Source organism: Lactobacillus sp. ESL0246, assembly GCF_003692965.1.
In the GTDB taxonomy this organism is placed as follows: Bacteria; Bacillota; Bacilli; order Lactobacillales; family Lactobacillaceae; genus Lactobacillus.
This window is the reverse complement of sequence record NZ_REHC01000006.1, coordinates 118,519-143,026: the sequence shown is the minus strand read 5'-3', so window position 1 is coordinate 143,026 and position 24,508 is coordinate 118,519. Positions and strand designations below refer to the sequence as shown.

The 24,508-nt window shown below is 32.8% G+C and carries 28 protein-coding genes and 1 pseudogene; 9 read left to right on the top strand and 20 right to left on the bottom strand.

The genetic code is table 11. The features are described from left to right. Positions 1-296: 296 nt before the first annotated feature. The 4 genes from F5ESL0246_RS02510 to F5ESL0246_RS02495 form a co-directional block, all read right to left on the bottom strand. On the bottom strand, positions 297-656 hold the full coding sequence (locus F5ESL0246_RS02510; RefSeq protein ID WP_158593152.1) for a hypothetical protein: 360 nt from the start codon (positions 654-656) through the stop codon (positions 297-299). A 209-nt stretch (positions 657-865) separates the two neighbouring features. Continuing rightward, complete coding sequence (locus F5ESL0246_RS02505; protein WP_122017946.1) at positions 866-1,462, bottom strand: NAD(P)H-dependent oxidoreductase; 597 nt, start codon at positions 1,460-1,462, stop codon at positions 866-868. Positions 1,463-2,127: 665 nt separating this feature from the next. After that, the gene (locus tag F5ESL0246_RS02500) at positions 2,128-3,711 is read right to left on the bottom strand and encodes an ABC transporter ATP-binding protein (protein WP_122017945.1); all 1,584 of its coding nucleotides are present in this window, start codon (positions 3,709-3,711) and stop codon (positions 2,128-2,130) included. Between the two features lie 145 nt (positions 3,712-3,856). Then, positions 3,857-4,024, bottom strand: a complete 168-nt coding sequence (locus tag F5ESL0246_RS02495) for a hypothetical protein (RefSeq protein WP_158593151.1) — start codon at positions 4,022-4,024, stop codon at positions 3,857-3,859. A 404-nt stretch (positions 4,025-4,428) separates the two neighbouring features. On the opposite strand from F5ESL0246_RS02495, the gene F5ESL0246_RS08490 reads away from it, so the two are divergent. Continuing rightward, the gene (locus F5ESL0246_RS08490; protein WP_122017943.1) at positions 4,429-4,581 is read left to right on the top strand and encodes an ATP-dependent Clp protease proteolytic subunit; all 153 of its coding nucleotides are present in this window, start codon (positions 4,429-4,431) and stop codon (positions 4,579-4,581) included. After that, complete coding sequence (locus F5ESL0246_RS02485; RefSeq protein ID WP_122017942.1) at positions 4,535-4,732, top strand: ATP-dependent Clp protease proteolytic subunit; 198 nt, start codon at positions 4,535-4,537, stop codon at positions 4,730-4,732. The genes F5ESL0246_RS08490 and F5ESL0246_RS02485 overlap by 47 nt, the downstream gene beginning before the upstream one ends. 286 nt (positions 4,733-5,018) lie before the next feature. Here F5ESL0246_RS02485 and F5ESL0246_RS02480 read toward each other — a convergent pair whose 3' ends face one another. The 5 genes and pseudogenes from F5ESL0246_RS02480 to F5ESL0246_RS02460 form a co-directional block, all read right to left on the bottom strand. After that, complete coding sequence (locus tag F5ESL0246_RS02480) at positions 5,019-5,318, bottom strand: hypothetical protein (protein ID WP_122017941.1); 300 nt, start codon at positions 5,316-5,318, stop codon at positions 5,019-5,021. Positions 5,319-5,359: 41 nt separating this feature from the next. Continuing rightward, positions 5,360-5,506 (bottom strand): annotated as a pseudogene (locus tag F5ESL0246_RS08485) (hypothetical protein); the annotation flags it as partial. An 81-nt stretch (positions 5,507-5,587) separates the two neighbouring features. Then, positions 5,588-6,502 carry an RluA family pseudouridine synthase gene (locus F5ESL0246_RS02470; RefSeq protein ID WP_122017939.1) on the bottom strand — a complete coding sequence of 305 codons (915 nt, stop codon included), beginning with the start codon at positions 6,500-6,502 and terminating at the stop codon, positions 5,588-5,590. Further along, on the bottom strand, positions 6,486-7,292 hold the full coding sequence (locus F5ESL0246_RS02465; protein WP_122017938.1) for an NAD kinase: 807 nt from the start codon (positions 7,290-7,292) through the stop codon (positions 6,486-6,488). Before F5ESL0246_RS02465 ends, F5ESL0246_RS02470 begins: the two co-directional genes overlap by 17 nt. Next, the gene (locus F5ESL0246_RS02460; RefSeq protein ID WP_122017937.1) at positions 7,292-7,921 is read right to left on the bottom strand and encodes a GTP pyrophosphokinase family protein; all 630 of its coding nucleotides are present in this window, start codon (positions 7,919-7,921) and stop codon (positions 7,292-7,294) included. Before F5ESL0246_RS02460 ends, F5ESL0246_RS02465 begins: the two co-directional genes overlap by 1 nt. 251 nt (positions 7,922-8,172) lie before the next feature. On the opposite strand from F5ESL0246_RS02460, the gene F5ESL0246_RS02455 reads away from it, so the two are divergent. Both F5ESL0246_RS02455 and F5ESL0246_RS02450 read left to right on the top strand, forming a co-directional pair. Then, complete coding sequence (locus F5ESL0246_RS02455) at positions 8,173-8,799, top strand: CYTH domain-containing protein (RefSeq protein ID WP_122017936.1); 627 nt, start codon at positions 8,173-8,175, stop codon at positions 8,797-8,799. A gap of 82 nt (positions 8,800-8,881) precedes the next feature. Further along, positions 8,882-9,493: a DsbA family protein gene (locus tag F5ESL0246_RS02450; protein ID WP_122017935.1), complete on the top strand. Its 612-nt coding sequence runs from the start codon at positions 8,882-8,884 to the stop codon at positions 9,491-9,493. Here the strand turns inward: F5ESL0246_RS02450 and F5ESL0246_RS02445 are convergent. The 6 genes from F5ESL0246_RS02445 to F5ESL0246_RS02420 form a co-directional block, all read right to left on the bottom strand. Then, positions 9,468-10,250, bottom strand: a complete 783-nt coding sequence (locus F5ESL0246_RS02445; protein WP_233559205.1) for a competence protein CoiA family protein — start codon at positions 10,248-10,250, stop codon at positions 9,468-9,470. The two genes, F5ESL0246_RS02450 and F5ESL0246_RS02445, sit on opposite strands and share 26 nt — an antisense overlap. A 148-nt stretch (positions 10,251-10,398) precedes the next feature. Further along, positions 10,399-11,103, bottom strand: coding sequence for an adaptor protein MecA (locus tag F5ESL0246_RS02440; protein ID WP_122017933.1), 705 nt, complete (start codon positions 11,101-11,103; stop codon positions 10,399-10,401). A 102-nt stretch (positions 11,104-11,205) separates the two neighbouring features. Further along, positions 11,206-11,604: a transcriptional regulator SpxA gene (spxA, locus tag F5ESL0246_RS02435; protein WP_122017932.1), complete on the bottom strand. Its 399-nt coding sequence runs from the start codon at positions 11,602-11,604 to the stop codon at positions 11,206-11,208. A gap of 192 nt (positions 11,605-11,796) precedes the next feature. Next, a complete protein-coding gene (gene ptsP / locus F5ESL0246_RS02430; protein WP_122017931.1) occupies positions 11,797-13,530 on the bottom strand; it encodes a phosphoenolpyruvate--protein phosphotransferase in 1,734 nt (577 codons plus the stop codon). Next, on the bottom strand, positions 13,530-13,796 hold the full coding sequence (locus F5ESL0246_RS02425; RefSeq protein ID WP_046306433.1) for a phosphocarrier protein HPr: 267 nt from the start codon (positions 13,794-13,796) through the stop codon (positions 13,530-13,532). The genes ptsP and F5ESL0246_RS02425 overlap by 1 nt, the downstream gene beginning before the upstream one ends. 114 nt (positions 13,797-13,910) lie before the next feature. Beyond that, positions 13,911-14,093, bottom strand: coding sequence for a hypothetical protein (locus F5ESL0246_RS02420; protein WP_122018169.1), 183 nt, complete (start codon positions 14,091-14,093; stop codon positions 13,911-13,913). A 190-nt stretch (positions 14,094-14,283) separates the two neighbouring features. On the opposite strand from F5ESL0246_RS02420, the gene F5ESL0246_RS02415 reads away from it, so the two are divergent. Beyond that, positions 14,284-16,449 (top strand): ATP-dependent Clp protease ATP-binding subunit, encoded by a 2,166-nt coding sequence (locus tag F5ESL0246_RS02415; protein WP_122017930.1) that lies wholly within the window; start codon positions 14,284-14,286, stop codon positions 16,447-16,449. A gap of 113 nt (positions 16,450-16,562) precedes the next feature. Further along, positions 16,563-16,844 carry a DUF1827 family protein gene (locus F5ESL0246_RS02410; protein WP_122018168.1) on the top strand — a complete coding sequence of 94 codons (282 nt, stop codon included), beginning with the start codon at positions 16,563-16,565 and terminating at the stop codon, positions 16,842-16,844. Positions 16,845-17,202: 358 nt separating this feature from the next. Here the strand turns inward: F5ESL0246_RS02410 and F5ESL0246_RS02405 are convergent, their stop codons facing one another. Next, positions 17,203-18,774 carry a peptide chain release factor 3 gene (locus tag F5ESL0246_RS02405; RefSeq protein ID WP_122017929.1) on the bottom strand — a complete coding sequence of 524 codons (1,572 nt, stop codon included), beginning with the start codon at positions 18,772-18,774 and terminating at the stop codon, positions 17,203-17,205. Further along, entirely contained in the window at positions 18,774-19,643 is an 870-nt protein-coding gene (locus tag F5ESL0246_RS02400; protein ID WP_122017928.1) for a hemolysin family protein, read from the bottom strand. Before F5ESL0246_RS02400 ends, F5ESL0246_RS02405 begins: the two co-directional genes overlap by 1 nt. A gap of 100 nt (positions 19,644-19,743) precedes the next feature. On the opposite strand from F5ESL0246_RS02400, the gene F5ESL0246_RS02395 reads away from it, so the two are divergent. Then, positions 19,744-20,205, top strand: a complete 462-nt coding sequence (locus F5ESL0246_RS02395) for a hypothetical protein (protein ID WP_122017927.1) — start codon at positions 19,744-19,746, stop codon at positions 20,203-20,205. A gap of 3 nt (positions 20,206-20,208) precedes the next feature. Here F5ESL0246_RS02395 and F5ESL0246_RS02390 read toward each other — a convergent pair whose 3' ends face one another. After that, positions 20,209-20,688, bottom strand: a complete 480-nt coding sequence (locus F5ESL0246_RS02390; protein ID WP_122017926.1) for a hypothetical protein — start codon at positions 20,686-20,688, stop codon at positions 20,209-20,211. A gap of 8 nt (positions 20,689-20,696) precedes the next feature. Then, positions 20,697-21,512, bottom strand: coding sequence for a recombination regulator RecX (gene recX / locus F5ESL0246_RS02385; protein WP_122017925.1), 816 nt, complete (start codon positions 21,510-21,512; stop codon positions 20,697-20,699). Positions 21,513-21,635: 123 nt separating this feature from the next. Between recX and rlmD the strand changes: the two genes are divergently transcribed. Beyond that, positions 21,636-23,012: a 23S rRNA (uracil(1939)-C(5))-methyltransferase RlmD gene (rlmD, locus tag F5ESL0246_RS02380; protein WP_122017924.1), complete on the top strand. Its 1,377-nt coding sequence runs from the start codon at positions 21,636-21,638 to the stop codon at positions 23,010-23,012. 184 nt (positions 23,013-23,196) lie between these two features. Here the strand turns inward: rlmD and F5ESL0246_RS02375 are convergent, their stop codons facing one another. Continuing rightward, entirely contained in the window at positions 23,197-24,195 is a 999-nt protein-coding gene (locus F5ESL0246_RS02375) for an alpha/beta hydrolase (RefSeq protein WP_122018167.1), read from the bottom strand. Positions 24,196-24,221: 26 nt separating this feature from the next. Between F5ESL0246_RS02375 and F5ESL0246_RS08115 the strand changes: the two genes are divergently transcribed. Beyond that, positions 24,222-24,506 (top strand): hypothetical protein, encoded by a 285-nt coding sequence (locus F5ESL0246_RS08115; RefSeq protein WP_122023456.1) that lies wholly within the window; start codon positions 24,222-24,224, stop codon positions 24,504-24,506. Positions 24,507-24,508: the final 2 nt, after the last annotated feature.

The following is a 24,508-nucleotide window of genomic DNA, read 5'->3' as shown; positions in this document are numbered from 1 at the left end:
CTAATAAATACTAAATTTTCAGTTCCATATATTCCAATAATTATGACAAAATACAATTGTTTTTAGATAGTATAAATCATAAATATATTTTAAATAAAATATTTATATCACTTTAAAGCAATTATATGTTTTACATAATATTCGTAAGCTGATGGATCTAAAAGTTCTTTAAATCGTCCAGTCTTTATAATAATCAGAATTATGAGTAAAAAAGTCTGGCTTGACAGTATAAATTTTCCTCAAAAAAACATTTTTAAATTTCTTATATTTTAAAGAATCCCATTTGGTTGAGTTATCTAGAGGAAAAACGATATCAAAATTTTCTTTAGATAACATGCATCAAAAAAAGAAATATTAGCATCTGGCCTACAAAATACCGCAATATGTACCTTACCTATTAATTTGGGATTATTTTTAATCACTAAAGAAAGTGCATTAACCCTATCAACAATTGGTAATAACTTCTTTTTCTGTATAGAATCATTACACATGCTCAAAAAATCATTAGTATCCTTATCAGGATAAACAATGTGATTACAAATATTATTGTTTGGCAATATTAAAACAAAAACTTGACTCCATTCTTTGAGAATTGTTTCAAGTAAATTTACATGTCCAATAGACACAAAATTGAAACTGCCATAAGTAACTGCCAACTTCAAAATTTTACATCTGCTGAATATTGAACCTAAAAACATTTAGCAACTATTGCTACTATATCCGATAAAGATTGTCTTTCACCAATGAGTTTATTATATATACGGAACAAATTTTCTTGTATGAGGAAAGGTGAGCCGCTTTCCAAGTTGAAGTAACATTATCACCTAAGGGCTTAATTATTCCAAACCAGTTATAATTACTCTATTCAATTATTTTTCACTACCCATTCACTTACGTAGTTAGCTATTTTTTCCAAATATTCATTTCTTTTATTCATACTACTATGATCAATATTACCAAAATTTTTCCATACTCGATTTTTAAATTTAAGCTGCTTAAGTGTACTATTAATAAAAACTCCTTTAATAGCATTGCCACAAAACATCTTCAAATAAAATGTCGGAGAAGTCGAGGTTGTAAGAACTAACGTCTTTTTTATATTTTTAAGGTTTCCTATTAACCCAGTACTGCCTACATTGTAAGCAAAGTCCTTCTTCATTACCTTATCTATGAAGCCTTTTATAATAGCTGGAGTATCATTCCACCATATTGGGAAAATAAATATAACTTTATCTGTATTTTTAATAATCTTCTGGTACTTACTAACTAAAGGATCAATTGTTTTTCCAACACTAAATAAAGATAACTCTTTAGCAGAATATGTTGGATCAAATTTATCATTATATAGGTCTATAACTACATACTCTTCTTTATTATCTCTCATCGCTTTTATAACTTTATTAAGTATTGCATGGTTAAAGCTTTTTGTGTAAGGATGTGCGTATATTATTGTTGTTGTCATTACTTTATCTCTCTTGTCCTAAATTTATTGATAATATGATAATATGTAAAATATCTTTTATTTTTTCAGTATGCATACTAGAGACAAAAAATATAATTCTTGCCTCACTTTCTTTTACTGCCAGATATATCAAAGTAATTACACATCGGCTCCATAAGGAGGATGTTTTATATTACAACGCATAAAAATAGTCATGTTCAAAAACTTTGAAAAGGTAAAAATTCTTTTAGCCGCCAGTATGGACATTTCGTCTAATAGGACTAGTAAGTGCTATTAAAAAACTTCACATTTGGAACCTGTGGAGCTTTTTGGTAAAGTAAAGATATAATTTTTATCGTACATGCGTTTGGCAAGGGGCAAAAAAATGAATAAAGAGTTTGATCAAATTGTAGACAATTTTTTAGAACCTATCAAGATCTTTAAAGGCAATCTGTCTGACCTGCTCACGCCACCCAGGACAAACAATCTAACGGCTGCCTAGAAGGAGTCAACCACAGATCAAGCAAGATTTACGGCTACCGCATTTTTAGTCATTTTTGGGCTCGTATCAAGCATAAAAACTTCAAGCCGTAATCAAGCAAAGAGCCATTATAGCTATCAAATTATCATAACATTGAAAATAAAATCGCAACTTTGGTTGATTAATTTTAAGAAAAAAGAAAAAATTATTTAATTGGAGCTATATTTACAATATTTGAATAATAAGATAATTCGTCTACCCTATGTATGACACTTATAATTGTTGTGTTATCTAAGTATTTATTAATCATTAAATAGACTTTATTTATAGCTTTTTCATCTAAACTACTTGTAAATTCATCAAGTAATAAAATATCCGGCTTAGTAATAATCGCTCGCAAAAATAAAATTTTTTGGACTTCACCGCCGGAGATTTTATTTTTAAAATCTCCTGGTGTCTTATTATTTAAATCATCTTTAGTTTGAATTAAAGTATCTAAACCGATTTCTTTAACTAGGTTCAAAACTGTTTCAATGTTAGGTTTTAAACTAGGATAACAAATATTTTTATAAATTGATCTGTTAAATAAAGGAGCATCTTGTGCGATATACATTAATTTTGGTGCATTCTGAAATGGAAAAATTATTTCACCTTTACTCGGTGTGAAAAATCCACTTAAAAGTTTCAAAAGTGTACTTTTCCCAGAGCCATTTTCTCCTGTTAATGCATTCATTTTATTTTTTTTAAATGTTAAGTTTAGATTATGAAAAATTACTTGATCATTTTTATATGAGTAGTCAATATCTCTTATTATTACTTCGTCCGTGTTATCATCAAACTTAATCATATTTGGTTTTTGCTCAGATGACACATCATATTCGAGTTCAGACAAGCCTGCTCGAATGCGATTTAATAATTCCTCTATAGCTAAATATTGTGGACCAAATCCAGATAAATTCAAAATAGAATATAATAAAATTAGAATGACTGATAGTGATTGAATTTTATTACTTCCAAATATATGTTGTCCAACTAATGCAATTATACAAGCTAAAATAACTATTATTAATTGTTGCACTATTGCAGCCTGATTTGTAATACTCTGAACATATTGATATGATTTTTGCTCATTAGAAAGAATACTGTTCATGTAATTACTTTCATATTCTTCAGAATTACTAGATGATATTGTTTCAATATTTCGATAGTAGTCAATCATATACTCGTTTACAACGGATGCACTTTTTAATGAATTAGATATGTTTTTCCTATTACGCTTTGCCATCCACACAGAGATTGCTAAATAACCAGAGAAGAAAACCAAGTATAATAAACCAAGTAATATATTTTTGATGCCAATCATGATGGTATATAGTACTATCATTACAGCCATTTGAATTATAATTTTTAAACTACTTTGTTCCAACTGGCGACAGGCAAAAGAGACGTCCTTAATATAGCTTTGGACTTTACCTACAGAATGTTTTGAAAAATAGCTGAAAGGTTTATTTGTAACCTCTTCCCATAGTTCTTGTTTAGAATATTTTCTAACTGCCTGAATAAATGTATTGTTGAAATAATCAATAAACGGTATTGTCATAAGTGAAACTGACAGAGCTATTAAATTAACTAATCTGTTACTTTCATTTTTATTTGTTGAAAACAAATTAGTGATGAAATAAGGTTGCGAAAAATAAAATATATATCCCAAAAGCACAAACATAGAAAAATATGCAATTTTGCTTATACCAATTTTTTTAATTACTCGTTTTAAGTATTTCCAAATCATTTTTCTTTATCCAAATTCGACTTGCCCATGCTTTGCTTTTCAAGCTCAACAAATTCTTGCAGGTTATGACCCAGACTAGATAATGCACGTTTCAATAAAAGACTCCAGGTTTGAAAATCAGAATTGTTCCATCCACTACTTGTCTTTAAATAATCAATAATATCTCTAAAATCTTCTTGATTGATGTCTTCACTATACCTTTTTCAATTAATTGAGTTAAAGCTGCACCACTTGTAAAAGGATTAACTTCATTCACATATTTGTTAAACTGCTTTAATATGGCTGTTGACGGTAGTGACGCCATTCTATTCATTTTAAAACTAATAGTTACGTATTTAGACATTCCATTTTCCCTATTAACTTAATTGGAAATGCATAGAATATTTCTATATTCGTATCTTTTAAATGAATAGCAAATGTAAATATATTTGATCCTATTTTCTTTACATCAATTTTACTCTTAGGTGATATTTTAGAAGGATCTGCTGTAAATTGTTCTTATTCCCGAAAGTTTGGATTATAACATTCCTTTTAATTATATAATGTCAGCATTTTATTGCAAGCGATTTCGTAAAATAAAAAATGAAAAGTAACATAAAACAAGAGGTGATATAACATATGAATCTTCCACACTAACGGTTACTCAGCTTTTATATTTGGACGCTGAAGATGATGCCCCAATAAATATTTACATTAATTTCTTAGGATGAAGTGTTAATGGTGCATTTTCAATTATTGATACTAGTGGCAGGAGAGCGTAAGTTCAGAGCGCTCCTACCAAATACTCAGCTTCTTATTCATCAGCCAATAGGGTATAGGGTCTATGAGTGGACAACAAAGCGATATAGAAATTGGTGCAAACCAAATTAAAAAAGTAAGAACAAAAATTGCAAATTTAATTTCCAAAAATTCAAACCTTACTATTGAAGAAATAGACCGCGCTATTGAAAGAGATTGCTATATTAGTTCCAATAAGGCTGTAGAATTAGGATTGGTAGACAAAGTTTATTCTTGCCGATGAGATAGCAACAGTTATGATGGAAAAAATGGGTGCTCCGAAATACATGACCTCTAAAAATATTGAGTTTAGACGAATTACATAAAAACATAACATTACGTGGACTTGACCAAGGAGCTTTTCCCCAATGTCAAAATTGTTTTAAAACGCTTCCACAGTGTATATATTAGATTAATAAGCCGCATTTTGATATGACTCAAAATTTTAGAAAAAACATGGGGTGTTAATGTGACTACATTATCGAAAATTTGTTCCAAGTTAAAAACCTAACTTGATTTTTGCTTTCATATTATTCTTTACTTACCTTTACTCCGTTTTTATAAATCCTGTTCTTATTTATTTCGATTTTATCAACAATATCCTTTCCTAAGTCGCTTCCCAACATTTCGGATATACCCAGCAAAAAAATACCAACATCTGCTAATTCTTCGTTTATATTGTCAGCATCTTGCTTAAGCCATCCCTTAAAAAGTTCATTTACTTCGCCATACAATAGCAGCAATTCAAACTTGATATCTGTCGTATTAAAATTATGTCTTTTTTTATTATCTATAACTTCCTTCTGAAGTTTTTTGGTATCAATTATCATTTTTATACACCTAAATTAATAACTTGGTCATATCTGGAATTTTATTGTTCATTTAATTCATGAGCTATTTCTATAAAGCCTCTATTTATGGAAAATAAATAATTTCTAACTTTGCTAGAAGTAGCCTCATCTAATAGCAAAAACTTGTCAGTTAACAATAAAGCCCTAGCTAAAGCTATTTGCTGCTTTTCACCTGAAGAAACTTATGGACTTTTTTTATTTTCTAATTAGGGCGAGTGTTCAACTTCATTTTACAATTTACCAAAACCTTACTTTACAGTAAAATCATTTAAACTTAGTTGACGCCACAATTTAAGCATATCTTTTGCTAAAGAAGCTTTTACTTTTACAAGTTTACCTTTGACAAATGGATCAGGAAAAGATAAAAAACAACAATTTAATGCTTGTCTATCAAACTGATCATTGATTCCATATAGTGGATCACCAAATAATGGATGTCCAATTGATTGCATGTGTAATCGAATTTGATGAGTACGACCAGTATAAAGACGTAACTCAACTAAGCTTGCCTGCGGGACTTGCTCAAGTACACGATAGACAGTCACTGCCTTTTTACCATGAACAAAGTCAATACTACGTTTAACTTCTTTATTTTTCCTACCAATTGGAGCCTCAATCACACCAGTTAATTCATTTTTTGCAAAGTTGCCATGCACAATTGCATGATATTTTTTTATAAAATCTTGCTTGTTAAGCTTGCTAAATCTGCCATGAGCAATTGCATTCTTGCCAACTAGTACTAAACCAGTGGTATCACGATCAAGACGTGTAATTACGTGAGGCTTAAGGCTAGACATCTGATGTTGTTCAAAATATCCCAAAACTCGGTTAACAACAGCATTATCGTCGAAACGAGATGGAATTGATAAAAGGCCAGCAGGTTTATCAACAATCAGATAATTTGACGTTTCCTTGACAATTTCAAGAGGTTCATAAGAAGGCTTTAACCAGGGATTAGAAAGCTCACTTCCTGAAACAAAGATAACCTCATCACCTCGATGCAAACGGTAATTAGTATATCTTGTTTTGTGATTGACTATAAGCATACCATCTCGATTTTTGGCATTATTGATTGCCTGTTTTGAAAACCCGTTCTTTAACAAAAAGGCTCCCAACTCCATTGTCGATTCATTTTGAACCATAATCTTATACAGGGACATCATTATCACCAATAAAGGCACTTTGAACACGTGACCAAAAATGAGTATGTCCAAAGCGATCAAACCTAATTACTTTGTTAGAAATTCTATATATTATTTTTTTAGCATTACAAACATTAATTTGGTTACCATCGACTGTCATTACAAATTTATCTGCCTTAGGAACAATTGTTATCCATTGATCTGGTGCAATTACAATCGGTGATGATAAACTACGAAACACCCGATTATTAATTGATGCAATTTCTGCCATTTGTAAAGCTTTGAGCTGAGGGTGAATTACTGCACCACCAAGAGATTTATTGTAGCCAGTTGATCCAGTTGGAGTTGAAACACACAAACCATCCCCCCGAAAATTTTCAAATAGTTGATCATCAATATAAACATTTGCTTCTAACGTATGCGAAATTTGCTTAACTGCAGATTCATTTAGCGCTAGATAGCGCTTACGTTCATTCGCTTCTGTCATAAGTTCAACTTCAAGCAAAGGATATTTAACTGTTTCGGGTTCTCTTAAAAAGAGCGCATCAACCATCTTTTCGATTTCTGCTCCATGCCAATCAGTATAAAAGCCTAAGTGCCCAGTATGAATTCCGATAAACCTGATAGAGCTAATCTGATTTTCATAACGATGAAAAGCGTTGATTAATGTACCATCGCCACCAACAGATATCACCACATCTGGATATTTAGCATCAAAAACATATCCGGTTTTCTTTTCTAGTGCTTGCTTTAAATGCGCAACTACTTTTAATGTTTCTGAATTATTATTATGAGCAATTGTGATTCGCATTAATTTTCCTTACCCTTATTTTTGATGAAGATTTTTTGTGCTTCCTGAACTTCATCCTTAATTAATGACATTTCTTCATCAAGTCTATATGCTGTTTCAGCAGTTGACTTTAACCTTTCAGAAATATCATCTGGATAAGATCCTTGATACTTGTAATTGAGAGTATGTTCAACCGTCGCCCAAAAATTCATTGCTAAAGTCCGAATTTGGATTTCAGCTAATAATTTTTTAGAACCTTCAGGCAAATATACAGTATAGGAAATCACCATATGATATGAGCGGTACCCTGATGGCTTAGCATTTTGAACATAATCACGTTCCTCTATAACTTCCATATCATCACGCTCATGAATTAAATCAACCACTTTATAGACGTCATCAACAAATTGACATACAATCCTAATTCCCGCTATATCTTGCATATCTGTTTCGATCACATCTGGACTAATGATTCGGCGTCTCATTTTTTCTTTAATTGAATCAACGCTTTTTACTCGTCCAATAACAAATTCAATTGGTGACAATTCTCCCTTAGTTAAAAAACTTTGCCTAAGAGAACGAAATTTCACCTTTAATTCACGAACAGCCTCTTCATAGGGCCATAAAAAATTATCCCAATCAACATCCATAGAAATAATTCCTTTCTCAAACAGCATAGTCATTTTAACATAAAATAGATGATAGCAATTTCATAATTTAAAATTTATCGTTACACACTTGCTACTTACTTAATGTTTTAACAACAAAAAACTTGATATTTTGACTATCCTAGCACAATGTTAGACAATAGTTAACACTAACAACATCTTAAAAAATCATTTTATATTATAGTAATATAAAATGTAATAATTAATCTTGTGAAGGGAAAAATAACAAATTCATGTCAGAAAACACCGAAATAGAAGCAAAAATTATTATTCCAAAGTCAATTTATCAAAAATTATGTCAAGATTTTTTTAATAAAAGTAATTTTACTCAAGAAAACTATTATTTTGATACAGATAACGGCTTATTACAAACAAAAAGAATTAGTTGCCGAGTTCGCCTATTTAATGATCGCGCTGAACAAACTCTTAAAGTACCTAACCCTAATCCAATTCAGCAAGATTTTCACGAGGCAATTGAAATTAATGATTATCTTTCTTTGCCAAAAGGTCAATCTTTAATAGCTGTGGATAAAAAAGCAACCCAATTAGTTTCTTTTGAAGGAAACGTAGGCAACTATTTAAATTCCCATTTTGGCAAAAACTGTAAATTACATGTACAAACTTACAGTAAGACACAGCGGATTCTGGCCATTGGCCCCCAAAATTGTGAATTAACCTTTGATAATAACATTTATCCCGATGGCTACCAAGATTTTGAATTAGAAATTGAAAACTCTGACTCAAAATTAATCGCAACTGTTCTGAAAGATTTAAAATCAGAATATAACATTAATGAAATTCCGCAAAATACCAATCAATCAAAAATCGGACGCGCTTTCAAACATCGTGTTAAAATATAAGAATAAAAGTATATTTTTTGTTTATTAACTAGAGATTTGTTAAAGTATTAATTAATTTAGTTAATTAAGGAGGAACTTGACAATGTTTGAGATTTTTCTCTTCATCAATCCCATCGGTATTTATTGCTATGATACGGAGATTTTAATTAAAGAAGCACTCGAAGAACTCAATATTAGTTCCTGTTTTCATTTTGTTCCAATTATTAACTCGAAAGTTATACAGGAAGATATCATTAGAAGAAAAAAAAGCGGACAAAAAGTTAACAATATTTCACAATATACAATGGCTTCTTATCAAACTTTACGCAGTTATCATGCAATTAAATTTGAATATGGAAATAAAAAGGCACGTTCTTATTTGATTAATTTACAATGTGCTGTAAGTAACAATTTTAATCAATATTCAAATGAATTGGGAGAAAAAGTACTACTTGATTTAAAAATCAATTTAAATCGAATTAATGACACTCGGATTAGCAATTACGTCGATGATTCAATTCGACAAGACAAAGAACTTGCTAAAAAATTTAATGTTCGTAATATTCCTACAACCATCATTTTTAATGAAAATGGCAATTATAATGGGATACTGCTTGAAGGTAATTTGGCCCACGATAAATTGATTTCACTCTTAAACAATAACGGTTGTATCAAAGAAAGTTATTGTCCTACCAATCATCTTCATTTGATGTGAGATACAATAAAGCATTATCAATAGTATTCACTCTTCGATAATTTGTAAAAACCCACTCAGGTAAATCAGTAAGCTTTAAATTGAGTTTGTACAATAATTCCGCGATACGCATTCCTTTACGACTTTTTCTCATTATTTGTAATTGTAAATAACTTTTTTGTGATATTGGGTCTATCAAATAATTTCTAAGTAGCGGTCTAAAATGCCATAACTGTTTCAAACCATTGGCATTTAAGTCAAAAACACTTGTTTGATAACAAAGTTTCTCTGTAATAGGCTCCAATAAAATATTATATTTTAAAGATAAAAACTGCTGATAAGGATCAATTTCCAAATAATAGTCATGCCACAACTTATTTCTACGAAAGAAAATAAGTTGTGACTTTTTTATTTTTTCTCGTAAAAAATGACGTTTACCAACCACCCAAATATCAGTAATCCCAATTTGACAATACAAACGATGACGTTGAGTAAATTCTGCTCTACTTAAGGGAGCACATTGAACTTCAAAGGCCAACTTTGGACTAGCCAGCACATCAGCTCGTAATTTACCGCCAGCTAAAGGAACTTCTATTTGGGCATCTAAGTTTGCATTTGCTAGTGCACATTGCAGCAGTTGCTTACTAAGGGCATGCTCAACCCTTTCTCCTTTCATATTATTTTTTTTAGGCCAATGTTTAAAATAGGGATGTTCTTTTTTTAACACCAGTTGAACTTCTTCATGACATTTAGGGCAGTAATAATGTGGCGCTTTCAATATACTGTTAGTTTTATTAATTAAAGCCGCTTGTCTACTTGCCAAAACTAATTGATCATTTAATAATGCCGTGTACAATTTAATCACCTATGATTAAATACGCAAGAAAAAAGACAAGCATACCGCTTGTCTTTTTCTTATTAATTTCTTAATGTTTGCGTTCATTAAAATAATGATGCAGTTGAATTAAGGCATCACTAGCAATTAAACACTTGCCAATTATTTTAACACGAGCCATTTCTCCTGGCTTAATTTTGATACCATATTCATTAGCAATTGCCCAAGCATCACTTGGCTCCAACTCACCCTTATTTTCATCTTTAAAGGCCAAATCAAGATAAAATTTTCCGTGTTCAAAATAAAGACTAGAAGTCATATTATTTGTCTGTAAACTATTAGCCAATTCAGTAACTTGATCTAGGTCTGTAAAGCTGTAAGCCTGCTTGTTAGCATACCTATTAGTTATCGCAGTTGAATTGTTATTTTCTTCGTTTTTGGATATTTTTTCTTTATTTGAGTCCGATTCCAAGTCAAGAAAAGATCGCCGTGGATCCATTTTATTTTTGATATTTGATTCATTATTAAATAGATGTGATAAACTTTCTCGATCTTTATCAGTCACTTTAGTGATCAACAAATCAAGCCCACCGTTATTAGGCATTACTTGAAAAGTAATAGGTGCATCCTGGCTAAAAGAGTGATCGGTATCAATTTCATCCAAAATCGAATAAAAAAAATGCTGTATTTGGTCTTTATCCCCTAGCAAATCCAAAACTTTAAGTCCGCGTCTAGCCAATTCCGCCTTATCAATTCTCACGCGAATTGTATTTTCGTCAATATGATCTACTTGCATGAGTTCTCACCTTCATCGAATACTTACATCTATTGTAACGTACTTTACAGATAAAATAAAAGCGTTAGTTTAAATACTAACGCTTTTATTAAAATTTTTCTCTTATAAATCAGCAATCTTTTGCATTTCTTCGAGTTCTAAGCGACGTACTTTTCTTGGTAAAAAGCGTCTAATTTCATCTTCATTATAGCCTACCTGCAAACGACGATCATCCATGATAATAGGTCTTCTTAATAAGCTTGGATTCTTTTCAACTAAATCTAACAATTGATCAATTGACAAATTATCAAGATTTATTTTTAACTGTTGAAATGCTCTTGAACGTGTAGAAATTATTTCCTCTGTACCATTCTCAGTCATTCTCAATATTTGGATAAGTTCCTCTTTAGTTAAAGGCTCTGAAAAAATATTTCTTTCTTTATAATCAATATTATGTTTCTTTAACCAAGCCTTAGCTTTTCGACATGAGGTACAACTTGGCGATATATATAAATTTACCATATATTTCACGCTCCTTTGAATAATACTATGCATAGTATTATTATAACACACTACTTCTTTTTAGTAAGCAGCATTATGTGAATTGGTCATGCTTTAATGATAAGCAATAAACGTGAATAATTTATGACTTTTTTTTCAAGAAAGTTTAAAGATATTAAAAAGCGCATCAATATATTGATGCGCTTTAAAACTTTATTTGTTTACTTCTTTCATTAAGTCATTGACTAACTTTTCATTTTCTTCCGCTGTTTCAGAAACATAACAAGCCTTGTTAGCTAATTCCTTAATATCTTCAGTATTGAGTTTCTTCATCAAACTCCTAATACGTAAAATGGACGTTGCACTCATTGAATATTCATCAAGTCCCATTGAAAGTAAAATTGGGAACATAATGTTATCACCTGCGGCTTCACCACACATACCACACCAAATACCATTTTCATGCGCTGCATCAATTGTATGTTTGATTAAACGCAAAACTGATGGATTGGCTGGTTGATAAAGATACGAAACATTATCATTACCCCTATCAGCAGCCATTGAATACTGAATTAAATCATTTGTACCGATGGAAAAGAAATCTACTTCTTTAGCAAATTGATCAGCTAAAACGGCTGCGGCTGGAACTTCAATCATCATTCCAACTTGTAAATCAGAACCAACTTTAGTACCCTTTTGAGTTAATTTGGTCTTTTCTTCGTTTAAAATAGACTTTGCTTTACGCAATTCACCCAAAGTACCAATCATTGGAAACATGATCGCTAGTTTACCATACGCTGAAGCACGAAGAAGAGCACGTAATTGGGTCCGGAATATTTCTTCATTTTGCAATGATAAGCGAATAGCTCGAACTCCTAAGAATGGATTCATTTCTTCAGGTAAATCCCAATAGTCAAGGTGCTTATCGCCACCAATATCCATGGTTCTGATAACAACCTGCTTACCATTCATCCCTTCAATTACTTCTTTATAAGCTTCGAATTGGTCTTCCTCAGTTGGAAAATCCTTAGAATTCATATACAAGAATTCAGTCCGATATAATCCAACAGCCTCCGCACCATTTTCATTAACCCCTTGCATATCAGCTGGTGTACCAATATTTGCAGCAATAGTAAACTGTTTACCGTCTGCAGTTACTGATGGTTCATTCTTTAATTTATCCCATTCAGCTTTTTGCTTTAAAAAGGCTTCACTCTTTTGCTTATAATCAGCAATCTGTTCATCACTCGGTTTAATGACAGCATCACCATTCAAGCCGTCAACAACTAGTGTCTGACCATTTACAACATCTTTTGTAATTGATTCAGTACCGACAACCGCTGGTAATTCAAGAGATCGTGCCATAATTGCTGAGTGAGCTGTTCGTCCCCCAATATCAGTCACAAATCCCTTGACAAATTTTTTGTTTAATTGAGCAGTGTCACTTGGTGTCAAATCATGTGCAACTACAATTACTTCATGATCAATTGTTGCAGGATTAGGTAATTCCTTACCTAGCAAATGCGCCATGATCCTTTTAGAAACGTCACGTACGTCAGCAGCACGTTGTTGCATATAAGCGTTGTCCGTCATACCTTCAAAAATCGCAATAAATTTTTGAGCGGTTCCATCAAGCGCAGCTTCACTATTAATCTTTTTGTCCTTAATTTCGGTTTCAATTGCACCGGTGAATTCAGGATCATTTAAAATCATTAAGTGAGCTTCAAAAACTTGCGCTTCATCCTCACCTAAACTCTTTTTTGCACTGTCACGTATCTTTTCAACTTCGGCAGTTGATACCTTAATTGCATCTTTAAAACGAGCAAGTTCACTTTCAACATCACTGACACTAGTCTTAGAAAACGAAAGATCTGGTTCTACCAAGAGATAGGCTGGTGCTACCGCAATACCATCACTAGCAGCAATTCCCGTTAATTTCTTGGTCATTATTCAGCTAAGCCTTCTTTTTTCATTGTTTCCGAAATAGCATTAATGGCATCTTTTTCATCATCACCATCAGCACTAATCGTTACATCAGCATTTTTTCCAACTCCAAGAGACATAACTCCCATAATTGACTTCAAGTTAACGGATTTACCGTTGTATTCCAAATTGATATCTGAACCAAACTTAGAAGCTGCTTGTACTAATAAAGTGGCTGGACGAGCATGAATTCCCGTTTCAGCAATAACATGAAAATCGCGTTTTTCCATTATGATTATCTCCTTTAATTTTAAAAAATAAAATTGGTAATAAATACCTATTGTCCGTAACTAGCCTATCATTTTTTGGTAAATTAAACAACTTAAATGTAACAGTTTACATCATTAAAATTCTATCTTTTTACAAGTATAGATTATTCCCCCACCTCTCAAGGCTTTTCCTGTTATGTTCTGTCTTTTGCCAAAAGATCTTAGCGCAGAATGAAAGGCAAAGGCTTCCTTGGGCTCTACTTTGTAGTTTTCAAGTTGTCCATCGGCTAACTGCTCAAGAATTTTTTGGTAATCCAAGTATACCACCGTGTTTCTTTTAATTTAACATTTTCTTAGCAAATCATAATAAATTTTACTGTACCGTTTAAAAATATTGTAGCATATTTCAACTTCTTAGGATTAAGTCTCAGTCTTTAGCACTTGATTATTAAGAGTGCTAATTATATAATTTAGAAAACGTAAATTAAAGCGAAAGGCGGTAATATATTTGCTTTGTCAGAATTGTCAAAAACGACCTGCTTCTATTCACCTTTTTGCAAAGGTTAATGGACAGAGCCGTGAAATTAATTTATGTGGCCAATGTTATCAAAAACTAGAGCAACAAGGAAACATCAATATGAATAATAATATCAATGGTTTATTCTCTGATTTTGGTGATCCATTTAATAATTTTAATAATCCTAACGGTCAAAACGCTGATGAACCAACTATGGACAAGGGAAATTCTAATAATGGCGCTGGTGGTCGTTCATTACTAGATCAATATGGTACAGATTTAACAGCACTCGCTAAGAAAGGGAAAATTGATCCCGTCATTGGACGAGATAAAGAAATTGCCCGCGTAATTGAAATATTAAATAGAAGAACTAAGAATAACCCAGTATTAATCGGCGAAGCCGGTGTCGGAAAAACAGCAGTTGTTGAAGGTTTGGCCCAACAAATAGTTGATGGCTCCGTTCCAGCTAAATTACAGGATAAACGTATTGTTTCATTGAATGTTGTTTCATTAGTTCAAGGAACTGGAATCCGCGGTCAATTTGAACAAAGAATGCAGCAGCTGATTAAAGAATTACAAAGTCATAAAGATATTATTTTGTTTATCGACGAGATACATGAAATTGTTGGAGCGGGAAATGCTGAAGGCGGAATGGATGCAGGCAACATTATTAAGCCTGCCCTTGCTCGTGGTGATTTACAATTAGTTGGTGCTACAACCTTAAAAGAATATCGTGAAATTGAGAAAGATTCCGCTCTAGCACGGCGTTTTCAACCAGTTGACGTTAAGGAACCTTCTGTTAAAGAAACTATCCGAATTCTGCAAGGAATTCAAAAACGTTATGAGGATTATCACCATGTTCATTACACTGATGATGCTATTAAAGCAGCTGCAGAATTATCCGAACGCTATATTCAAGATCGCTTTTTACCTGATAAAGCCATAGACTTGCTCGATGAAGCCGGCTCTCGAATGAATCTTACCATTCCTTATGTTGATAAAGAAAAAATGCAAGAACGTATCGCAGCAGCCCAACAATTAAAGCAAGATTCACTTAAAAATGAGGACTACGAAAAAGCTGCTTACTACCGTGATCAAATTGAAAAATACAATAAAATGAAGAATCAAAATGTTGATCCTGATAAATCTCCTATTATCACAAGCAAAATCATGAATAAAATTGTGGAAGAAAAAACTGGTATACCAGTTGGAGATTTACAAAAGCAAGAAGAAAACCAACTTCAAAATTTAGCTGCTAACTTAAAGGCTAATGTAATTGGTCAAGATCAAGCTGTCGATAAATTAGCTCGTGCTATTCGTCGAAATCGAATTGGTTTTAATAAATCTGGTCGACCAATTGGCTCATTTCTTTTCGTTGGACCAACTGGTGTAGGTAAAACCGAATTGGCTAAACAATTGGCCAAGCAAATGTTTGGTTCAGAAGACGCAATGATTCGTTTTGACATGTCGGAATATATGGAATCATATTCAGTATCTAAATTAATCGGTTCAGCTCCTGGATATGTTGGATATGAAGAAGCTGGACAATTAACCGAACGAGTTCGGCGTAATCCGTATAGTTTGATTCTCTTGGATGAAATCGAAAAAGCAGATCCTTCTGTAATGAATTTATTTTTACAAATTTTAGATGATGGTCGATTAACTGATTCGCAAGGTAGGATGGTTTCCTTCAAAGATACAATTATTATTATGACTTCAAACGCTGGACAAGGAATTAAAAACACAAGCGTGGGCTTTACGGCTGAAAATGATAGTAATAAACCCGAATCAGCTCGAAACTCAATGAGTCAATTTTTTAAACCTGAATTTCTAAACCGGTTAGACGATGTCATTGAATTTAATGAGTTATCAGTTGACAATTTAGTCAAAATCGTCAACTTAATGCTAAATGATGTTAACAGTATGGTTAAAAATCAAGGATTACAAATTACTGTTACTGATGATGCCAAAAAGAAACTGGTTGATGACGGTTACAATCCAGCTATGGGTGCTCGACCTCTGCGTCGAACCATTCAGGAAGAAATAGAAGACAAAGTAGCTGACTTTAAACTTGATCACCCTACTGCTAAAAATCTTTTAGCAAGCATTGAAAACAATAATATTGTCATTACTGATCAAAAAGAAACAGCAAAATAATCTACGATAAGTAAATTAGCTAATATTGAGATGTTTTTTATTAGAGAAAAATGTTAAAATAGGTGGTGTAATTATAGCAAAAAGAAAACTATCAGAAGAAACAGGTGAATGCCATGCACTTAATAGATGTAACCAATAGTTATCGAGAATTAGTACATAGTCAACTTAATTCTACTAATGTCAACTATGTAAAGGTTTATTCTCTAGGCAATACCTCAGTTATATATACCGAAAGCGATGATGCAATTGGGGTTGTCTTGGAAAACCACTCTCGCCGAGTACGTAAAGAAGAAACCGAATTTGTTATCAAGCGTTTAGTAAAAGAAAAACCTGTGTCATATACCTTGACTTGTGATAAAAGCCAGCGAGTAATCGAAGTTCATATTGACAAGTAAATTGTTGACATATTTTAAAATAAGCCATGAAAGTTGTTTAAACTTCATGGCTTATTTTTTGTAGACTTAAAGTATTATCGTATATTTTTAATTTGTATTACCTTTTTTTGAATAGAATAACATTTTACAATATTTCTTGGGCTCTTCAGCTTCTTTCACTTTTATACTAATAATAACTTATAATAGAGTAAATACTTATATCTTTACTAAATAATAATCATTTACTTATTTTTGTACACATACTCATTTAGAAACAGTAATATACATCAAAAATTATGTGTGATTTTATGCTTTAAAGCAAAAGCAACCAAATTTAAGATGGTTAAATTCCTATACTAAAATTTTCCAGCCTTTTTTATTATAATTTTTCGGTCAGCTTAATATTAGGATACTTATCTTGAAAAAATCTTTCAGCAAATTGATTTTCAAATAAGAATAGTGGTTGATCATAGCGATCTTTCACAAGAAGATTTCGACTGCTTGACATTGCCGGATCCAACTGCTTGGGATCAATCCATCTCGCTACTCGATGACCGATATTTGTCATTTCAATTTCTGAATTATATTCGTTCTTCATTCTAAATTTGAATACTTCGAATTGCAATTGACCAACTGCACCCAAAATATATTCATCAGTTTGATAATTACGATAAAGCTGTACTGCACCTTCTTGGACTAATTGAGTCATTCCTTTGTGAAATGATTTTTGTTTCATAACATTTTTAGCATTAACCCGAACAAATAATTCGGGAGTGAATTCAGGAAGAGGTTGATAGACAATTTTACTTTTTCCTGCATAGATACTATCTCCAATTTGAAAATTACCAGTATCATATAAGCCGACGATATCACCTGCAACAGCGTCAGAAACTTGTACACGTTCACTCGACATAAACTCAGTAGCATTGTTAAGACGAATTTGCTTACCAGTTCTTGCCAAAGTAACGTCTAAACCTTTTTGAAATTCACCACTACCTACTCTGATAAAAGCAATACGATCACGATGATGAGGATTCATATTCGCCTGAATCTTGAAAACAAATCCTGAAAATTCTTCATCTTCAGGCTTAAGTGTCTGACCATCATTAATTTGATGGCTTTCTGGTGCTGGCGCTAACTTAACAAAACTCTTCAAAAAAGTTTCAACACCAAAATTAGTTAATGCCGAGCCAAAGAATACGGGAGTTTGATTACCAGCCAGAATTTTATCCAAGTTAAAAACATTACCAGCTTCTTTGATCAGTTCAATCTCACCCAATGTATCCTGAAACTGAGGATTTTGCGCGAAAGCTTCACTAACTGGCAGTGTTCCGTCATTATTCAGCTTTAAGAAACGCTGTTTACCTTCTCGATGATACAGTTCAACTTGATTATTTGCAATATCGTATAATCCTTGGAGGGTTTGACCAGAACCAATTGGCCAATTCATAGCTACGCCCTCAATTCCCAATAAATCTTCTAACTCAGCAATTAGATCTAAAGGCGGGCGCCCATCTCGATCTAGTTTATTCATAAAAGTAAAGATTGGAATGCCACGCTGCTTAACGACCTTAAATAATTTTTTTGTTTGCGGTTCAATTCCCTTAGCAGAATCAATTACCATTACTGCAGAATCGACAGCCATTAATGTCCGATAAGTATCTTCAGAAAAATCTTCATGTCCTGGAGTATCAAGAATGTTTATTCTCTTTCCTTGATATTCAAATTGCATCACAGAACTAGTGACCGAGATCCCACGTTGTTTTTCAATCTCCATCCAATCACTAGTTGCATAATGACCAGTTTTTCGCGCCTTAACAGTACCGGCATTACGAATCACACCACCGAAAAGAAGCATTTGCTCAGTTATTGTTGTTTTTCCTGCATCCGGGTGAGAAATAATTGCAAATGTTCTTCTTTTTTTAACATTATCTAAAAGCTGTTCACTCATTAACTCTTTTGCTCTTCTTCCTTATTCGTTTTTTCTGGTATTGTTAATAAGACCGTCTGTAATCTTGAACGAATCATTCTTCTGGTGGTTAGAATCATACCGTTATCTAGTTTAACAGATAATTTTTCACCTTTTGCCGGAATAATGCCCAATTTAGTAATTACAAATCCCGCTACTGTATCAACATTCTCCATTTGAAGTTCAGTACCAAATTGTTCATTAAATTCATCTAGAGGCATTTTACCATATATAACATACTTGTCAGGAGCTACCTGATTAAACAACACTTCCGTATGGTCAACCTCATCATCAATATTGCCAACTATTTCTTCAATCAAGTCTTCAATGGTTGCTAGACCCACAATTCCTCCATACTCATCCGTTAAAATAGCAAGTTGTTGCTGACTTTGTTGCATTTCAACTAACAATTCACCTAAATCGGTTGTTTCTGGTGCAAATAAGGGGGGATTCATGACATCCTCATAAGTTAATTTATCAAAGCCTTTTTCCCAGCCCTTACGTAAAACTGTTCTAATATGAATTACACCAACTATTTTATCTTTATCTTGATTATAAACCGGTATCCTTGAGTATGGCTCACGTAAAATTTCTTTCAAGTTAGTTTGAAAGCTCTCACAGCAATCTACCATAAAGGCATCGATTCGGGGTACCATTACTTCACGGACTACCCGTCCCTGAAAATCCAAAACTCCATCTAACATTGAAAATTCTGCATCACTAATTTTTTGATGATCATGTAAAATTTTTATTTCTTTTGTTAAATGTTCTTTAGTTTCTTCATCGCTTGAAGGGGAAAATTTATTCTTAAATCGTCGAAATAAATTCCCCTTAGCAGGGTCGCTTGCCATAATTGTTTCTCTCTTTCTCAAAATAACACGTTAAGTAATAACATTATATCATGTACATATCATATATGTTACAATAGCTCGTAAGAAATGAGGTTTCTCCATGAAAAAAAGTCATGTTTTACTTGTTTTTACTTTTTTATTGTTAATTCCTTATATATGCAGTCTAACAATCATCGGCATTGGTTATAATGCCTTAGTTTTGCATTCGGGTGATCTATTTCGAACCGCAATTGGGGCATTTGTTGGCGCACTGATTATGTTTGCAATTAAAGCCACAATTCAGCGTCCCGTTGACCTACTTGCTGTAGAAGTAAATGACGGTATATTTAAGCAATTGTTACGCTTTTTTAGCATTCGCCGGCGCTATTTTTTGCTCTTCGCTAATATGATTTTGGACTTTATCTTATGTTATATGGCGACATTTGTCATTCGCCACTTTCTGACTTTGGATCAAATTGTTGGCAAATCTGTTGGTATTGTATTTTTAATCATGCTTTTATCGACTTGTTTAGGTGCCTATGTAGAATACGATAACCTTTCAATTGATCCTAACCAACATTAAATTTTAATTACTGGCCTTAAGATACATCATCTGGGTCAGTTTTTTTGTAATAAGATTTAGTTCTTGAAGAAAATAGGGCGTACTACTATCTCCTGGATTTTCATAAATTGGAATTCCCTGATTACTAATCTTTTGAAAAAATAGCGGTAAAATTGAATTTAATGGTTGACTAAAGTACGACAAATTTTGATCAGGAATTTCTTCGATTGCAACTTCAGCTTGGGGAAGAACAAACTGCATTAGTCCTTGTGGAACCTCCACTTGATTAGTAACAGTTACACCATACCAATACATAAAATTTTCAGGACCAAAAATTATTAAATTACTACGATTATTTGTTAGTTGATTTATAGCCAAAAATTCTTGAAAGACCTCATCTTGTTCCATTTCTATATTAGATTGGGTATAAGTTCGCTGCTCATCCATTAATTGATCTGCAAATGGACGGCCAATAAAAATAATTTTTTCTTGTGATTTTTTCATTTTTTCTCCTAATATTTAGCAAGCTCAGATAGCGGAATAATTTCGCCAGCAATAAAAGATTCTATTTCATTACTGCTAAAACCATGAGTATAAAGGTAATTGCGCATTTTAATTTCACGTTCTTTTTGCGATAAACGTCGAAAGCGTTTATAAGCTTTTATACCTTGCTTCTTTAAAGCTTCAAGTTGTTGGCACTGGTCTAGTTGTAAATTCATTTTAGAAATGATACTGTCAGCCAATGAACTCGAAAAGCCGTGACTAAATAGTTTGGTACGCATTTTCCTTTCTAATTCACGCTGTGCTAACTTACCTACCTGATTTTTCATTGATTTAATAACCCGTGTACCAGCATCTAACCACTGGTCATCGCTAATTTTAGCCAATTGTAACTGAACAATTTCTGAGGTAATTCCTTTTTGAAGCATCTTTTGCGAAAAACTGGCGGGACCATCGGTTCCAATACGCAAATTTTGACTCAAAGCTAGTGCAACATATTTTTGATCATCCAAAAATCCCATTTCACTGAGTTGATTAACTGCATTTTGAGCAGATTCTTCATCAATATTGTGTTTACTTAAATATTGTAAAACCTCATAAATTGTACGTGGTTCATAACTCAAATACTTTGATGCTAAATTTGTTGCCTTAGCGTCAAGATCATATTGCTTAACTTGGTGTATTTTTTCTGGTACTAATTCCTGCCCCTTTAGCAGTAAGAATTTTGCAACAGTCTGCTCGCTTGCAGAAAAGGCATATTGACCATCTAAAAAGATATTATATCTACCAGGCTTTTTCTGATTGCTTACTTTAGTAATAATTGCCATTACGGTTCACCTTTCTTTTTTGTTTATTTACATGCTAGCAAATTTCTCTACTTCTTGCTAAAAAGTTTTCCTGAGTAGTACAATTAATTATTAACATTAACATTTATTGTAGAAAGAATTATTATGTCTAACAAATTAAATCAAAAAGAAACAAAAGAAAAAGACGTTATTATTACAGTTAAGCGCCTTGGAATTAATGGTGAAGGAATCGGCTACTATCGCAAAAAAATAATTTTTATTCCTGGAGCACTACCTAACGAAGTGGTTGTTGCCAAAATTATTAAAGAATTTCCACACTATATTCAAGCCGAATTAATGCGTATCAAAGAAAAGAGTCCAGATCGAGTACCATTTCCTCAAGGTGTTAATCCAGCAACAGGAGGTTTAGAATTAGCACACCTCTCTTACGCTAAACAACTTGAATTTAAACGTGATAATCTTCTCGAAGCGCTTAAAAAATTTCATCCTCGAGGATATAACAAATATAAAGTAAAACCCACCATTCCAGCTCCAGATGAATGGGGCTACCGTAACAAAGCTCAATATCAAATTGAGCAGCACCGTCATCAAATCAGTCTCGGGTTATTTACACCCAATACTCATAAACTGCAAGATTTACCATTAATGCCGACACAAAGTGAAATAACTCAGAAAACCGAGCGGCAAATTAAGCATTTAATTGAAAAACTGCATGTGCCAATCGCCGATCCTTTTCGCCATTTAGATGGTATAAAAACAGTTGTTGTCCGTCAGGCGCAATCCACCAAAGAAATTCAAGTTACTTTAATTACTATCGGTCATGTTATTAAAAATTTGCCAGCCTTAAGTAAGCAAATCATGAATCTAACCGATGTTGTTAGTGTTTATCAAAATGAAACAAATTGGCATAACCCTCAAGTCTGGGGTAATAAAACTGTTAAACTAGCGGGAAAAAATCAAATTATCGATGAAATTTTAGGCAAAAAATTTGCGCTTTCTCCGCGAGCATTTTTTCAATTAAATCCCATTCAAACTGCTACCTTGTACTCTCATGCTTTAAAGTTTTTAGATTTATCCGCCGATGATACTTTAATTGACGCATATAGTGGGGTTGGTACGCTAGGTATTCTGGCTGCTGAGCGTGTTAAACAAGTCATTGGAATCGAATCCATTCCGGAAGCCGTTGCAGATGCTAATCACAATGTTGAACTGAACCATATTAAGAATGCTAATTATATTCAAGGAAGCGTTGAAAAAATTCTGCCAGAACTTGAACATAATGGTATTGTGGTTGATGCTTTAATTGTTGATCCACCAAGAACTGGTCTAGCTAAAAGTTTAATCAAGACTTTGCTTAAAATCAAACCCAAAACTTTTGTTTACATTTCTTGCAATCCTTCAACACTAGCACAAGATCTTGTTTTATTAAGCGATAGTTACGATGTTCGTTTAATTGAAAACATTGACATGTTGCCACAAACACCACGTTGTGAATGCATCGTCAAGTTAACTTTAAGATGATTTGATCAAGTAATAATAGTCCTAGTTTAAAAACTATTATTACTAAAAAGCTTCAAGCAAAATGCTTGGAGCTTTACATTTTTGGCAAGATAAATTATAAAGATAAAAATTATTGATATCAATATTACCTTTACCACAATTCTTCATATCAATTTTAGGTGAACATTTGCAATTGTTTTAGCCTTTATTTGATATACTTATCCAAAAAAGTTTCAATATGTTTACGGTAAGCTCGTGGGTGATCGGCAAACGACTTCGCATGTTTAGCTTTAGACGTCACCCATAATTCTTTGGGCCCCTTTGTCGCTTGATAGTTAGTGTAAACCATATCTGTCGGAACAAAAGTATCGCAATTTCCATGAATAAACAACATTGGACGATGATTTTTATGCAGTTGATTGACACTAGATCCATCTTTCATAAAGTAGCCTACCTTAAGTTTATTAATGCCACTCAAAATTTCGACTAACGGAAAACGGGGAAAAGCTGGCATATGATAAAGAACTTGAGCTTCATGTTCTATTTCATCTTTAACACTTGTATAACCACAATCTTCCACAAAGGCTTTTACCTGTTTGGGTAACTCAAGTCCACTAACCATCATTGTTGTTGCCGCTCCCGCGCTCAAACCATACACGACAATTTGTTGCTTAGAACCCTCTTTTTTAATTATCAGATTGATCCACTTTTTGACATCATCTTTTTCTGGCCACCCATAACCAATATATTTTCCTTCACTCTTACCTTGAGAACGAGGATCTGGAGTTAAGGTGTTATAACCCATTTGATGAAAAAGTGCGTCATATTCACCCATATCTTCCTTAGTATCCATATAGCCTGGCAAAATAACCGCGGTCTTATAAGAACTATTGCTTGGGATATAATTAGCATCTAACCGATATCGATGATCGGCCGAACTTATATACCATTTTTGCTTATGAACTTTTTTAAACCAAGTTTTTTCTCGATATAGTGGATCCGATTTTTTAATGGTTTTACTAGATGAGTTCAGAAAACTTTTAGGTCCCGGAACACAAGCAAGTTTAAAAAAATAAAAACCCGCACCGATGAAAAGTAACAGTGTTACTAATACAAGACCAATTAATGAAAAACAAATTTTTCGATGCTTTAAGTGTTTCAATGATAAACCGCCTTCTAATTCAAATATCGAATAGTATAACATTTTTTTGAATTGTATAGAGTATAAATATGAGACTAACTGAATTATTACAATTAACCAATGATTTAAATCCACAAACAACCATTTATTTGACAGCTCAAGGCCATCCCCAACCACTAGCAAAGTTGAAAATTTCTCAAAGCGAATGCCTACTTTATTCCGGTAACAAGCCAATGACTAAGAAAAAATTAAATAATTTAATCCAACATTTGCATGACCATGAACTTCCTATATATTTTTTAAATAATCAAATAAAGATCCCTATATATGGGATCCGAATTTTGCCTGAAAGCAACTCAATCATATTAATGTAAAA